The organism is Nostoc sp. C110 (assembly GCF_043099725.1).
Lineage (GTDB): Bacteria > Cyanobacteriota > Cyanobacteriia > Cyanobacteriales > Nostocaceae > Nostoc > Nostoc muscorum_A.
Genome location: NZ_CP171148.1, coordinates 5,430,371 through 5,445,842, shown reverse-complemented (window position 1 = coordinate 5,445,842; position 15,472 = coordinate 5,430,371). Strand labels below are relative to the sequence as shown.

General features: G+C 43.5%; 10 protein-coding genes. 4 read left to right on the top strand and 6 right to left on the bottom strand.

Going from position 1 to position 15,472, the window contains the following annotated elements; genetic code table 11:
• Positions 1–201: 201 nt before the first annotated feature.
• Positions 202–1,875, bottom strand: a complete 1,674-nt coding sequence (gene ribBA / locus ACFFRD_RS28375; protein WP_392478960.1) for a bifunctional 3,4-dihydroxy-2-butanone-4-phosphate synthase/GTP cyclohydrolase II — start codon at positions 1,873–1,875, stop codon at positions 202–204.
• 332 nt (positions 1,876–2,207) lie between these two features.
• Here ribBA and argC point away from each other — a divergent pair, with 332 nt between their 5' ends.
• Complete coding sequence (gene argC, locus ACFFRD_RS28370) at positions 2,208–3,266, top strand: N-acetyl-gamma-glutamyl-phosphate reductase (RefSeq protein ID WP_392478958.1); 1,059 nt, start codon at positions 2,208–2,210, stop codon at positions 3,264–3,266.
• 107 nt (positions 3,267–3,373) lie between these two features.
• On the opposite strand, the gene eno is transcribed toward argC, so the two are convergent.
• Together eno and ACFFRD_RS28360 are read right to left on the bottom strand one after the other, a co-directional pair.
• Positions 3,374–4,663 (bottom strand): phosphopyruvate hydratase, encoded by a 1,290-nt coding sequence (gene eno / locus ACFFRD_RS28365; protein WP_185581248.1) that lies wholly within the window; start codon positions 4,661–4,663, stop codon positions 3,374–3,376.
• A gap of 96 nt (positions 4,664–4,759) precedes the next feature.
• A complete protein-coding gene (locus ACFFRD_RS28360; protein ID WP_392478956.1) occupies positions 4,760–4,954 on the bottom strand; it encodes a hypothetical protein in 195 nt (64 codons plus the stop codon).
• A 155-nt stretch (positions 4,955–5,109) separates the two neighbouring features.
• On the opposite strand from ACFFRD_RS28360, the gene gloA reads away from it, so the two are divergent.
• The gene (gene gloA / locus ACFFRD_RS28355) at positions 5,110–5,544 is read left to right on the top strand and encodes a lactoylglutathione lyase (RefSeq protein WP_190889672.1); all 435 of its coding nucleotides are present in this window, start codon (positions 5,110–5,112) and stop codon (positions 5,542–5,544) included.
• 591 nt (positions 5,545–6,135) lie between these two features.
• Positions 6,136–8,775, top strand: a complete 2,640-nt coding sequence (clpB, locus tag ACFFRD_RS28350; protein WP_392478953.1) for an ATP-dependent chaperone ClpB — start codon at positions 6,136–6,138, stop codon at positions 8,773–8,775.
• A 111-nt stretch (positions 8,776–8,886) separates the two neighbouring features.
• Here clpB and ACFFRD_RS28345 read toward each other — a convergent pair whose 3' ends face one another.
• The 3 genes from ACFFRD_RS28345 to ACFFRD_RS28335 all read right to left on the bottom strand — a co-directional run bounded on the left by ACFFRD_RS28345 (position 8,887) and on the right by ACFFRD_RS28335 (position 12,875).
• Positions 8,887–9,189, bottom strand: a complete 303-nt coding sequence (locus ACFFRD_RS28345) for a hypothetical protein (RefSeq protein WP_392478952.1) — start codon at positions 9,187–9,189, stop codon at positions 8,887–8,889.
• Positions 9,190–9,276: 87 nt separating this feature from the next.
• Positions 9,277–11,553: a tetratricopeptide repeat protein gene (locus ACFFRD_RS28340; protein ID WP_392478950.1), complete on the bottom strand. Its 2,277-nt coding sequence runs from the start codon at positions 11,551–11,553 to the stop codon at positions 9,277–9,279.
• Complete coding sequence (locus tag ACFFRD_RS28335) at positions 11,550–12,875, bottom strand: ATP-binding protein (protein WP_392478948.1); 1,326 nt, start codon at positions 12,873–12,875, stop codon at positions 11,550–11,552. Before ACFFRD_RS28335 ends, ACFFRD_RS28340 begins: the two co-directional genes overlap by 4 nt.
• A 268-nt stretch (positions 12,876–13,143) precedes the next feature.
• Here ACFFRD_RS28335 and htpG point away from each other — a divergent pair, with 268 nt between their 5' ends.
• Entirely contained in the window at positions 13,144–15,132 is a 1,989-nt protein-coding gene (gene htpG / locus ACFFRD_RS28330) for a molecular chaperone HtpG (RefSeq protein ID WP_392478946.1), read from the top strand.
• Positions 15,133–15,472: the final 340 nt, after the last annotated feature.

Here is a 15,472-nt window from a genome sequence, read left to right as displayed (position 1 = left end):
GGTTCTTCAGTACCTGTTATGCCAAATTATTAGTTAAACATCAAAACTAGACTTTAAAATCAAGTTTAGAACGCTTAAGTCTAAAAGATGACCTAAAATGTTAAAAATAATGCCTGCTTTTGTTGTGTAGCAATGTTTTCAGCTTTTTAGTATATTAACTTAGCATACTAAGTACTGAAGAGCCAAATTTATTGAACCAGACTATTTACTAAAGCTATAGATTTGCTGCTTTTCCAGGCGATCGCTAATCGATGAAGGTAGTGTACCATCCGAGAATGTCTGCCGATCCAGTTGGACTTGTAAATTACTCAAGGGATCGCAACCAGAAGAAATCAGAAATTCTAGTTTTTGGATGTATGGCAAGGTTGCAAGGTTGTCCAGAATTTGGAAGATAGCTTGTATATAAGGATGACCAATTTGTTGATACCAATCAGAGCTAGCAACTTTTGCCTGATCAAAACCCAAGTGTACTGTCAAAGATGGCTCATCAAATATAGCGATCGCTAACGGACGCGCTTCTTCTTGCAACAATAAATCATTACTTTTCGCTAAATGTCGCAGTTTTTCTAAGCGTTCATAACGTTCTGTCACAGCTTCCGGGTCATCTTGCCAATGGATTGCTACTGTCACCAGATAAGTCTGTAACAGCATGTGACCCAGCTTTTTCGCCTTTGTCGCTAGGTAATAAGAATTGTAGTCGGTTGCTTCAATTAACAATGGCACGCGATCAACTACTTCCAAGCCGTAACCTTTAACTCCAGCAATTTTACGGGGATTATTGGTAATCAAACGAATCTTTTTGATGCCCAAATCCATCAGCATTTGTGCGCCCATGCCGTAGTCTCGCAAGTCAGCAGGAAATCCCAAACGCTCGTTTGCTTCAACTGTATCCAGTCCCATATCCTGCAACGAGTAGGCTTTTAGCTTGTTAATCAAGCCGATGCCCCGTCCTTCTTGACGCAGGTATACAACTACACCTTGACCAGCAGCCTCAATCATCTTCAGCGCAGCTTCTAACTGCATCCGACAATCGCAGCGCAAAGAACCCAAAGCATCACCAGTTAAGCATTCTGAGTGCATCCGCACCATTACTGGCTCATCTTTGAAGTTATCTGGATCTCCTTTGACAATTGCAACGTGTTCTGTATTATCCAGGGTATGGCGGTAGGCGTAAATTTCAAACTGCCCAAATTGACTAGGCAGCTTAGTAATTACCTCACGATACACCAGGCGATCGTGCTGTAGGCGATAGCTGATTAAATCCGCAATACTAATTATTTTTAAATTGTGACGTTTGGCATATTCAAATAATTGCTGCAACCGCGCCATTGAACCATCGGGGTTTTGAATTTCACAAATTACCCCGCCTGGATATAGCCCTGCTAGTCGAGATAAGTCTACAGCCGCTTCCGTATGCCCTGCCCGTTTGAGTACACCCCCAGCTTTTGCCCGAATCGGGAAAATATGACCAGGACGACGTAAATCGGTAGGTTTTGTGGCTGGATTGAGAGTAACCTGGATAGTGCGGGCACGGTCTTCTGCTGAGATGCCAGTCGTAACACCCAATTCTGGTCCGGCATCAATGCTAACAGTGAAGGCAGTTTGGTTCGTGTCTGTAATGTTGCTTACCATCAAGGGTAAGTCTAGCTCGTCTAAGCGATCGCCTGTCATTGCCAAACAGATCAGCCCTCTAGCTTCCACCGCCATGAAATTAATCGTGTCGGGTGTCGCAAATTGGGCAGCACAAATTAAGTCGCCTTCATTTTCTCTATTTTCATCATCTACCACTACAATTACACGACCAGCTTTTAGGTCTGCTAAAGCGGCATCAATCGAATCAAATTTAAAAGCTTGGGTAGGATTAGGCTGTGACACAGAAAGATTTCCAGCTACCAACGTAAATTTTTTTTACAATTTCTTCTTTTAGATTGTAGCTCCTTTATAAGGCAGAGAAGTAGACTAGCAATGATTTGATAACAGGGCAAAAATTTTTGCCGTTCAAAATGGGGATTTAAAGTGCAGCGACAGCCAAGAATGAACAAGATAAGGGGGACAAATAGAATATTTTGTCACTTCGCCGCATCTTTTTACTTTCCGTCCGAAAAAAGTAGAGGGGTTTTAGGTGTTTTGTATGCTAAGAGTCTAGTCGCTGATATTGTTGATAGCTGAGAACGAATTAACTATTCATGGGATAAGGATTTCAGATCATGGGCAAATTTAGACGCGTACCCGTTGGGATTGTTGGCGCGTCGGGCTATGGCGGAGTGCAGTTAGTACGGCTACTGATGGATCATCCAGAAGTCGAACTGGTTTATTTAGGCGGTGAGAGTAGTATCGGTAAATCCTTTGGGGATTTATATCCACATCTGGCTCATGCCACTAATTTACCAATAGAAGCGGTAGAACCAGAAATAATTGCTCATCGCTGTGAAGTAGTTTTCCTGTCTTTACCAAATGGTCTGGCTTGCCAAATTGCGCCCAAACTATTAGAAAAAGGATGTAAAGTCCTGGATTTGAGTGCAGACTATCGGTTCAGGGATTTGACAACTTATACAAATTGGTATGGTATTGAGAGAAGCGATCGCACCATTGCAGCTACAGCAGTTTATGGATTACCAGAACTTTATCGCGATCGCATTGCCGAAGCTCAACTTATTGGCTGTCCTGGTTCCTATCCCACTGCGAGTCTCCTGGCACTTTCGCCACTCTTAAAGCAAGGCTTAATCGTCCCAGAAACAGCTATTATCGATGCCAAGGCTGGCACATCTAGTAGTGGACGGCAACCTCAAACCAACTTATTACTATCTGAAGCAGATAATTCCATCGCAGCTTTCAATATCGGCCGTCACCGTCATACCCCAGAAATTGAGCAAATTTGCAGTGACTTAGCTGGTCACGAACTGATGATTCAATTTACACCGCATCTTGTCCCAATGGTACGCGGGATTTTGGCAACGGTATATGCCAAAATGAGCGATCCCGGTCTAGTGCGAGATGACTTAATCACAATTTTCTCAGCCTTCTACCGCAACTCTCCTTGGGTAAAAGTCTGCGGTAGCGGCATTTACCCTCAAACCAAGTGGGCTAACGGCAGCAATCTTTGTTACATCGGCGTAGAAGTTGACTCGCGCACAGGTCGGGTGATTGTCATGTCAGCAATTGACAATCTAATTAAAGGGCAGGCGGGTCAAGCGATTCAATGTCTAAACCTAATGATGGGCTGGGATGAAACTTTGGGGTTGCCCAAGTTGGGGTTTTATCCATGATTGAGAATTGGGAAGAGGACTTGGGGACAAGGAGAATTGGGGACAAGGGGAAAGACTTGTTTCAAGTTCTCACCTCTTGTCCCCTTGTCCCCTTGTCTCCCCTGCCCCTACTTCGGCCCTAAACCCACAGCACCAGCATAAACGGCGCGATCGCCTAGTTCGTCTTCAATTCGCAGCAAGCGATTATATTTTGCTACCCGTTCGCTGCGACAGAGGGAACCTGTTTTGATTTGACCGGCACGGGTTGCTACAGCTAAATCAGCGATCGTTGTGTCTTCAGTTTCACCAGAACGATGGCTAATTACTGAACGGATGCTATTACGAGTTGCCAAATCAATCGTTTCCAAGGTTTCGGTGAGAGAACCAATTTGATTGAGTTTAATCAAAATGGCGTTAGCGGCTTTTTCTTGAATGCCTCTTTGCAAACGAGTAGCGTTCGTTACAAACAAATCATCCCCTACCAATTGCACCCGCGAACCTAACTTCTGGGTCAGCAATTGCCAACTTTGCCAGTCTTCTTCGTGTAAACCATCCTCAATTGAGACAATTGGATATTGGTCAACAAGTTGTCCTAAATAATCAATAAACTCAGCCGGGGCGTGAGGTTTACCATCGTAAACATACTGACCATTTTTGTAAAATTCGCTAGCTGCAACATCCAAAGCTAAAGCTACTTCTTCGCCTGGCTTGTAACCAGCTTTTTTAATGGCAGCAACTAGCAATTCCAAAGCTACTTGATTAGATTCTAGGTTAGGGGCAAAGCCACCTTCATCGCCTACACCAGTAAGTAAACCCTTCTCATCTAATACTTGACTGAGGGTAGCAAATACCTCTGCACCCCAGCGCAATGCTTCCCGAAAAGAAGTTGCGCCAATTGGGACAATCATAAACTCTTGAAAATCCACGTTATTTGATGCGTGTGCGCCACCGTTAATTACGTTCATTAATGGCACTGGGAGCAAATTCGCTAAAGGGCCACCCAAATAGCGATATAGAGGAATATCTAGAGATTCAGCGCCAGCTTTAGCTGCTGCTAGAGAAACCCCCAAAATCGCATTCGCGCCCAAACTGGATTTGTTAGGAGAACCATCTATGGCGATCATTGTCCGGTCTAGGAGTTCTTGGTTGAGGGCATCCAAGCCTAGTAATTTTGGTGCAAGTGCTTCTTTGACGTTTTGTACTGCCTTGAGTACACCTTTGCCCCCATAACGGCTTTTATCGCCATCACGCAGTTCGTGAGCCTCAAAAGTGCCTGTGGAAGCACCACTGGGAACCTGCGCTAGTCCGACAACACCATTGGCTAAATGCACTTCGGCTTCAATTGTTGGTCTACCACGTGAATCAAGAATTTCACGGGCTGCGATCGCTTCAATTGCAGTGTCTAAAAATTTACTCATCTGTACTTTATCCTTTATTCGAGTGTGTTACGCACCCAGTCCAGTTGCCTAACCCAATCGCTAGCTTATGCTGTTAAGAGACTTTATTGGCTGAGATTAAAGAAGATTTCCATTATATGGATCGGGAACAACACCAAAAACGGGTAAGGGAATGTTTATTTGATCGAAACAGAATTCAGGAGTCAGGAGCCAGAATTCAGTTGGGTATTCTGTGCGACTGGTGGATAGCGCAGCGTTAGCGAGTCCACGATAGCGAAGCGTTAGCGAGTCTTCGAGCGTCACGTCTTGCATTCTGACTCCTGTTAGCGGTAGCGGGGCGTTTAGCCCATTCTGACTTCTGAATTCTTCTTCAATTTTTCCCTGATGGCATTTCTACCTGAAGACTGTCAGCTAGGTAAAATGTTTGCAGAGAATAACACTAAATCAATTACACAGAAAAGGTCAATATGCGATTACTACATACAATGCTACGGGTAGGAAATCTGGAAGAGTCGTTGAAGTTCTACTGTGAACTTTTGGGTATGAAATTACTACGCCGAAAAGATTATCCAGGGGGAGAATTTACCTTGGCTTTTGTGGGCTATGGTGACGAAAGCGACAACGCAGTGATCGAACTAACCTACAACTGGGGCGTGGAAAAGTATGAATTGGGTAATGCTTACGGTCACATTGCCCTTGGGGTTGATGATATTTACGCTACCTGTGAGGAAATCCGCAATCAGGGCGGTAAAGTCGTGCGCGAACCAGGGCCAATGAAACATGGTTCGACAGTAATTGCTTTTGTGGAAGATCCAGATGGGTATAAAATTGAGCTGATTCAACTAGGATCTCAAGGTTCGGCAGCCAAACAGGAATCACAAGAGCAACTTGTGAGTCAGTAATTCTTATAAGTGAACTACCCCGCCGTAAGATGGACGGAGCTTCCCAATTCATCGGGAACAGCCTCCAGAACTTTGTAGTTCTATTGGTCTGACATTCTCTCCAAGGGCAGGAGTCCTGGTTCCTAAGACCCAAACCTTTCTCTTGCGACACATACCTATCCAGCTTGGTTTTCGCTTACGGCATTGGTGGTCAAGATAATCCAAAGCTTATCAGAAAATTTTGGTGCTTCGTCATACATCCGGTATTGTTTTTGTTTACACAAAAAAACAATACCGGATGCAATCCTTAGTCCCCGCTCACAATCCCCACCTTATGAGTACATTGTTCGCGTTAGCGTCTCGCAGAGAAAGTGGGGACTTCCCCGACACGTTAAATTAGAAAATAGGTAGTAGATTAAACTATCACCAAATTACCATTCCTAAATTGCCACTGGAGATACACACGGATATACGCTGAGAATGTTTGGATAATTAGGGACTGGGGACTAGGCACTAGGAATTAGTGACTAAGTAAAAGTTTTTCCAATCCCCAATATCCAGTCCCCAATGCCCAATCCCTAAACTAAAAATCAAAATTCCAAAATTATAAAGATGCAACCTACAGATCCGAATAAATTTACTGATAAAGCCTGGGAAGCAATTGTTAAATCTCAGGATATAGTCCGTGCTTATCAACAACAGCAACTAGATGTTGAACATTTAATTATTGCCCTGTTAGAAGAACCCACTAGTCTAGCAATACGTATCCTGGCTCGATCTGAGGTCGATCCAATCCGCTTTCAACAGCAGCTAGAAGCCTTTATCCAACGTCAGCCTAAAGTTGGTAAAAGCGATCAGCTTTATCTTAGCCGTAGTTTAGATGTTTTACTAGATAAAGCTGAGGAAGCTAGAGTCAGGATGAAAGACTCCTACATTTCCGTAGAACATATACTTTTGGCTTTTGCTGAAGACGATCGCATTGGACGAAAGATCCTCAAAAGCTTTAGTGCGGACGCAGCTAAACTAGAAGCTACGATCAAAGCCGTTCGCGGTAGCCAAAAGGTTACAGATCAAACGCCAGAATCACGCTATGAAGCTTTACAAAAATTTGGCAGAGATTTGACAGAACAGGCAAAAGCTGGAAAACTCGACCCAGTAATTGGGCGAGATGACGAAATTCGGCGGGTAATTCAAGTATTGTCTCGTCGGAGCAAAAATAACCCCGTGTTGATTGGTGAACCTGGGGTAGGTAAAACTGCGATCGCAGAAGCTTTAGCACAAAGGATGGTAAACGGTGATGTTCCCGAATCTCTGAAAAACCGCCAACTGATCTCTTTAGACATCGGTAGTTTAATTGCTGGGGCAAAATTGCGAGGAGAATTTGAAGAACGCCTGAAAGCTGTCCTCAAAGAAGTTATGGACTCTAACGGCCAAATTGTCTTGTTTATCGACGAACTACATACCGTAGTCGGTACAGGTTCCAGCCAACAAGGGGCAATGGATGCCGGAAATCTGCTCAAACCAATGCTGGCGCGGGGAGAACTGCGTTGCATTGGCGCAACTACCCTTGACGAGTTCCGCAAACACATTGAGAAAGATGCTGCCTTAGAACGCCGCTTTCAGCAAGTATTTGTCGATCAGCCAAGTGTGGAAAATACTATTTCCATTCTGCGGGGTTTGAAAGAACGCTACGAAGTGCATCATAATGTCAAAATTTCTGATTCGGCTTTGGTAGCAGCAGCAACTCTATCAGCGCGTTATATTAGCGATCGCTTTTTGCCAGATAAAGCCATCGATTTGGTGGATGAAGCCGCTGCACAGTTGAAAATGGAGATTACCTCCAAACCAGCAGAATTGGAAACCATCGATCGCCGCCTCATGCAGTTAGAAATGGAAAAGCTGTCATTAGCTGGCGAAGAAAAGGGTACTCCCCAAACTAAAGAGCGTTTAGAGCGCATTGAGCAAGAAATCGCCAATTTAACCGAAAAACAGCAAGTATTTAACGAGCAATGGCAAGGTGAAAAGCAGATATTGGAGGCGATAAGCGCTTTAAAGAAAGAAGAAGATGCGCTGCGAGTGCAAATTGAACAGGCGGAACGCGCTTATGACTTAAATAAAGCTGCTCAACTAAAATATGGCAAATTGGAAGGAGTACAGCACGAACGAGAAGCCAAAGAAGCCAGCCTTTTAGAAATTCAAAACCAAGGTTCGACGTTGCTCCGAGAACAAGTCACCGAAGCTGATATTGCCGAAATAGTCGCCAAGTGGACAGGAATTCCCGTCAATCGCTTATTGGAATCAGAACGGCAAAAACTACTGCAACTAGAAAGTCATTTGCATCAACGAGTCATAGGGCAAGAAGAGGCTGTAGAAGCGGTATCAGCAGCCATTCGCCGCGCCCGTGCGGGAATGAAAGACCCGTCGCGTCCCATTGGTTCATTTTTGTTCATGGGCCCGACAGGAGTGGGCAAAACCGAACTCGCCCGTGCTTTAGCTCAGTTTCTCTTTGATTCTGATGATGCCTTGGTGCGCTTGGATATGTCTGAGTATATGGAAAAACACTCAGTTTCTCGGTTAGTGGGAGCGCCTCCAGGATACGTAGGCTATGAAGAAGGCGGTCAACTTTCCGAGGCAGTTCGCCGCCGTCCTTACTCAGTGGTGCTGTTGGATGAAGTCGAAAAGGCGCACCCCGATGTGTTCAATATTTTATTGCAGGTGTTAGATGATGGGAGAATTACTGATTCTCAAGGAAGAACGGTAGATTTCCGCAACAGCGTTATTGTGATGACCAGTAACATAGGTAGCGAACATATTTTGGATGTATCGGGTGATTCTCAATATGAAACGATGCGGAAGCGGGTAATGGAAGGTTTGCGATCGCATTTCCGCCCAGAATTTCTCAACCGCGTCGATGATATTATTCTCTTCCATACCCTAAATCGCACCGAAATGCGGCAGATCATCCGTATTCAACTCAAGCGAGTAGAAAATCTCCTGCGTGAGCAAAAAATCTTCTTTGAGATATCCCAAGCAGCTTGCGATCACCTTGTGGAATCAGGCTATGACCCAGTTTATGGTGCGCGTCCACTCAAACGCGCGATTCAGCGAGAAGTAGAAAACCCCCTCGCCACTAAGTTATTGGAGAATACTTTTATCTCTGGAGACACGATTATCATTGACAAAAATGAGAACGGTCTGTCTTTTAGCAAAAAAGTGCTGGTGAAGGTGTCAGTGCCACAGATTGCTACATAGTATGAGAAGGCGATCGCTACATGAGTTTATATTTAGTAATTTATGTGCGATCGCTATTGATTTAAGCTGCTTAAAACTGAGATTTAATAATATACAAATTTCATACTTCTTTTAAGCATTTTCCTTCTGATTTGCATAGTCATCATAAAGTCCTTCATCTTTTAATATATAGCCATTCAAAAAGCCATCATGGTTACGGATGCTTTCAATTTCTTCCGCATGAATTATGTTTTCATTCTCAGTTTCCCAGTCTTCACCATATAAAACTGAGAATTCTGTTAATTCCGGGTCATTCAAAAAATCTTCAGCTATTGCAGCGATAAAAGGTTCTAGTATTGTGCAAAGTTCTTCTAAAGGTAGTTGGGCGGTTTCTCGGAGAGATGGCTGTTTTTGCTCTTGGGCATTTTCTAACATTTAATTTGTGTTCATGAAGATGTTTTCAGCGTAAATGAGAGTGCGATCGCTACATTAATCCCTACATTAATTTAGTCTTGATAGCGGTTATTGAATTAAAGCTTGAAACCGCTCATCTTCCCGAATCCCATCAAAATCTGAGTCGGTTTTTGCTATCTCTAGATATTCATCGGGACTCAGATTAATTGCTTGTTGTAAGTTTTCTAGTGCTTGCTCAACATTACCTTGAAGGGCATAATAGCAAGCTTTATTGTAGAAAGCGCTTGGATTATCAGGTTTAATTTTTAGTGCTTGGTCATAGGATGCGATCGCTTCTTCAATACGTCCTAAATTAAATAACAAATTGCCCCGATTGTACCAAGCTTCGTGGTCATCTGGTTTAAATTTCAGTACTTGGTCGAAGGATACGATCGCTTCTTCAAAGCGTCCTAATTTGCCTAGCGCAATGCCCCGATTGTACCAAACTTTGTGGTCGTCAGGTTTAAATTTCAGTGCTTGGTCAAAGGATGCGATCGCTTCTTCAAAGCGTCCTAATTTGCCTAGCGCAATGCCCCGATTGTTCCAAACTTTGTGGTCGTCAGGTTTAAATTTCAGTGCTTGGTCATAGGATGCGATTGCTTCTTCATTGCGTCCTAAATTATCTAGCACAGTGCCCCGATTGCACCAAGCTTCGTGGTAATCTGGTTTAAATTTCAGTGCTTGGTCATAGGATGCGATTGCTTCTTTATTGCGTCCTAAATCGCCTAGAGCATTGCCCCGATTGTTCCAAACTTCGTGTAAATCTGGTTTAAATTTCAGTGCTTGGTCGTAGGATGCGATCGCTTCTTCATTGCGTTCTAATTTGCCTAGAACATTGCCCCGATTGTACCAAGCTTCGTGTAAATCTGGTTTAAATTTCAGTGCTTGGTCGAAGGATGCGATCGCTTCTTTATTGCGTCCTAAATCGCCTAGCGCAGTGCCCCGATTGCACCAAGCTTCATGGTAATCTGGTTTAAATTTCAGTGCTTGGTCGAAGGATGCGATCGCTTCTTTACTGCGTCCTAAATCGCCTAGCGCGGTGCCCCGATTGCACCAAGCTTCGTGGTCGTCAGGTTTAAATTTCAGTGCTTGATCGTAGGATGCGATCGCTTCTTTATTGCGTCCTAAATCGCCTAGAGCATTGCCCCGATTGTTCCAAACTTCGTGTAAATCTGGTTTAAATTTCAGTGCTTGGTCGTAGGATGCGATCGCTTCTTTATTGCGTCCTAAATTGCGTAGCGCAATGCCCCGATTGTACCAAGCTTCGTGTAAATCTGGTTTAAATTTCAGTGCTTGGTCAAAGGATGCGATCGCTCCTTCAAAGCGTCCTAATTTGCCTAGCGCAATGCCCCGATTGCACCAAACTTTGTGGTCGTCAGGTTTAAATTTCAGTGCTTGGTCGTAGGATGCGATCGCTTCTTTATTGCGTCCTAATTTGCCTAGAGGATTGCCCCGATTGTTCCAAACTTTGTGGTCGTCAGGTTTAAATTTCAGTGCTTGGTCGTAGGATGCGATCGCTTCTTCATTGCGTCCTAAATCGCCTAGAGCATTGCCCCGATTGCACCAAGCTTCGTGTAAATCTGGTTTAAATTTCAGTGCTTGGTCGTAGGATGCGCTCGCTGCTTCATATTCACTAGCAGTAGATAATAAATTTCCCAGTTCAAATAGTAAAAGTGGTTTCTGATTATCTGGCTGATGTTTTTCTGTCAGCAACTCTTGAATTTCCAAGACTTTCTCAATTTTTTGTTCTGGACTGAGTTTTAAGTATTCCTCATAGCCTCCTTCCAACAGCAGACGATTTGATTCTTGTTTTACCAATTCTGGCGTTGTCGGTAATTCAAACACTCCAGAACGCCAATCAAAAAAATCTGGGGCGCGGTGAATAAAATAGTTTATCGAAAATGAACGTAAAATAAAAACAAAGCTAATGGGAAAATCATCTCTAAAGCGTTCTCGCTGTTGGTTTAAGTGATTTAAAATATGCGGAACACTGGTCAAATTACTAAATTCTCCTTCTGTAATCTCTCCAAAACTTCTTTTTTCATACTTGTATAAAGAATATTCCAGACCTTTAATCAATAAAATATCAATTTGCTTGTCTTTAACAAACTCAACTACTCGCTCATATAAATTATCTATTGCCTCAACCAACCGTAAAACTGCAATTTTCTTCTGCGGAATCTCCTGGGGAAGTTTGACAATAAAATTGTCTGCTTCCCCAGGTGTACATTGGACAAAAAACAAACCAAATCCTGATTTGCGCCTCAGTGCGCGAAGCAGGTCTTGATAAGCTTCTTCTGGTTCTGCGGGTAAATCATCATCCCAATCACTTAAATTTGGGTTCATGCAAGTTTCGCTAAGGCTTCTTTAAATTCTGGAATTCCTTGAATCAATGGATGAATATCATACCAACGCTGCATTTCTCCATCATCATCCAAATAGCGGTATTCTAAAAGACAACGGTTGTACATCAAACTGCGATACAAGTCATCATTAATAATGCGCTTAGAACAAGATACTTCCGCTAACAAACACCATTGATGATTTTCCACAGCGCGGCGATAAGTATCTCTGGCTTGAGTAATTGCTCGTCGCACTGCCTTTTCTGAAACAGGTAACTCTTCAGTGCGTCCAATCGCATCTTGAGTTAACAATAGCAAATTTCTCACATGACCTCCACTCATTAAACAAAGTCTGTCTAAGGTTTGGGGACTGTCAAAAATTTCTGTTTCTAGTGATAGTTCCGGTGCAATTTGCCGGACTCGCTTGTTAATTACTTCTTTAACTTTCTTGAGTCCTGGCTGATAAACGTCTCCCTTGAGAGTGTTTACCATAATCATTGGCAAAATTTGGGGGTCGCCGTAGATATCTCTGAGGTCTGTTGCCCTTGTAGAATAGACCATTGAAATGGGGACAGTGTAAATCAAATGGCAATCTAAAGCTTGGAGTTGTTCGCTACGGTCTAAAAAGACTTCCTCATAGTTGGTGCGTTCTCCATCTTTAACTAACACCATCCGGTCTAAGTTATCAACAATTACCGCCAGTTTCTTGTAGCCATTAGGTAAGTGCTGTTTTGCATCCACCAGAAACTCATTTAACACTTGAATTAATGTGACGGTGTAAGGATCAATTTTTTGGCGAATCTTCTGGCGTAATTCAGGAACAGCCCTTAAATTTGCAGTCAACTTAGCGAATTGAGTTAGCTGTGCTTCTACTCCCAGACTTTCAAACTCTATGGGAGTCTGCGCCAAATCTTTCAAATCCTCCCAACGACCTTTCAACCAGTTGAGTATCGGGCGAGGACTAGCAATTTCTTTTAAATCTTTGAGCAAACGGCGGGTACAGGCGAGGAGTATATCTGTATATTGGGCATCTTCAGAGTCGATATCCTCTTCATCAGCCGCAAAATACACAACATAAAATTCCCGATTTTCTAAATATTTCTTTAACCTGAGTAATTCTGTAGACTTCCCCGCACCCCGATGACCAGAATACAATTGGCAAGTATTTGTATCTGCCAATCGCATCCGATTTCCCAACTCTTGCTCAATATCCGCATCTCCCCGCACATCCTGACAATCTACATATTTTGGATCGCCTGCTGGTAAGGGTTCAAAGGGGTTAAAGGCATTGTAGAGTTTTGCGAGTAAGTCTGAACTATTAACCATAGGTAAAAAATATAGCAATCATGCTCATAATAATGGAGATTAAGCAGAGACGCGATTAATCGCGTCTGTACTAGGAAGTAGGGAAATCCGAATCATAAATGGGGGCAAACAATGCTCAAAAAAGGTGCGATCGCCTAAGCTATGCTTTTAAAATCCTAATTGGTATCATGTCCTTCTGTATTCTCCGGGTTTATCCTGGAAAGCAGAGGGCTAGGCTGTATAAGCCACTATTATCATTTCAGATACTAACATCGAAAAATTACCAATTATGCTAGAACAAGGCACTATCAGTATTCATACTGAGAATATTTTCCCGATCATTAAGAAGTCGCTTTACTCAGATCACCAAATCTTTTTGCGGGAACTCGTATCCAACGCTGTAGACGCTATCCAAAAGCTGAAAATGGTATCCCGCGCCGGAGATTACGCTGGAGACATCGGCGAACCGGAAATTGAAATTGCCATTGACAAAGATAAAAAAACTCTATCCATCTCCGATAACGGTATCGGGATGACCGCAGATGAAGTTAAGAAATATATCAATCAGGTTGCCTTTTCTAGTGCTGAAGAATTTATTCATAAATATGAAGGCAAATCAGATCAGCCGATAATTGGGCACTTCGGCCTTGGTTTCTACTCTTCCTTCATGGTGGCGCAAAAGGTAGAAATTGATACTTTATCTTACCAAGAAGGGTCACAGGCGGTTCACTGGACTTGCGATGGTTCCCCAGCTTTCACCCTAGAAGATTCGTCCCGGACAACTCGCGGCACAACTATTACTCTCAGTCTGCAAGGAGAAGAAGAGGAATTTCTAGAGTCAGCACGGATTAAAAATCTTGTCAAGACTTACTGCGATTTCTTGCCAGTACCAATAAAACTCGACGGTGAGGTAGTAAATAAGCAAAAAGCACCGTGGCGAGAATCTCCAAGTAATCTGAGTCAAGAAGAGTATTTAGAGTTTTACCGCTACCTGTATCCTTTTCAGGAAGAACCTCTGTTGTGGGTGCATTTAAATACAGACTATCCCTTTATCATCAACGGGATTCTGTATTTCCCCAAGATGAGGCCGGATGTAGATGTTACCAAAGGACAGATCAAGCTATTTTGCAATCAAGTTTTTGTCAGTGACAACTGCGAAGAAATTATTCCGCAATTTTTGATGCCGATGCGGGGTGTGATTGATAGCACCGATATTCCCCTGAACGTATCGCGGAGTGCCTTGCAAGGCGATCGCACCGTGAAGCGAATTGGTGACTACATTGCCAAAAAAGTAGGCGATCGCCTCAAAGAACTTTTCCGCGATAATCGTGAACAATACATCAGTGCTTGGAAAGACCTCGGCACCTTTGTAAAATTTGGCGTTCTCAACGACGATAAATTCAAAAAACAAATCGAAGATATCATCGTTTTCCGCACCACCGCCAAGCTGACAGAAAAAGTTGCGGCTGAAACTCCAGTCGTTGAAGTCCAGTCTTCAGATGGGGATGCTTGGCAAGATGTGACTCCTTCACCCAGTGCTGAAAACTCAACTCCCACGGCTCCTTACACCACACTGAAAGAGTATCTAGAACGCAACAAAGAACGCAACGAAAACCGAGTTTTCTACAGCACCGATGAAACAACCCAAGCTACATACATAGAACTGCACAAAAATCAAGGATTGGAAGTCCTATTTATGGACTCCTTCATCGACACCCACTTTATCAACTTCCTAGAGCGGGAATATCAAGATGTGAAGTTTACACGGGTAGACTCAGATTTAGACAATACTCTGCTGGAACAAGATAAAGATAAGGAAATTGTCGATCCCAAGACGAACAAAACCCGCAGTGAGACCATTAAAGAGTTATTTGAGAAATCGCTCAACAAACCCAAACTCAACATCCGTACCGAAGCGTTGAAATCAGACGATCCTCAAGGTACACCACCTGCGATGGTACTTTTACCAGAGATTCTGCGCCGCCTGCGAGAAATGAATGCCATGATGCAACAGGGAACAGCAGAGTTTCCTGAAGATCACATTTTGCTGGTGAATACTGCTCACCCGCTAATTCAAAATCTGGCAAATCTGAACCAAGGTACTATTATCCAAGGTGATGGTCAATCGTCTACAGATCAGTTAGTGAACTTGATCTGTCAACACGTCTACGATTTAGCGCTGATGTCTCAGAAAGGATTTGACGCTGAAGGAATGAAATCTTTCGTCGAGCGATCGAATGAGGTACTCACCAAGCTGACTGAACAAGCTAGTAAATAGTTGGGAATTGGGAATGGGGAATGGGGAATTGGGAATTGGGTATGAAGAAGAGACAAGGGAGATCAGGAAGATGGGGGAGACTTGTTCAATAATTTCCCCTTGCCTGGATTTATCACAAGTGATAAATGAGCGTGAGTGTGGGGGGTGTGGGGAGTGTGGGGAGTGTGGGGAGAAAGAGGAGGAATTGAATAACTGCACATCAATGAACGCTGCATTGCCTCCCACACCTCCCACACTCCCCACCCGAACCACACAATACGTGAGAAATTCGGGCTTGTTCCCCTGCTCCCCCTCCCCCTCATCTCCCCCACTCCCTTTTCCACTTCTGTTGTCTAAGACA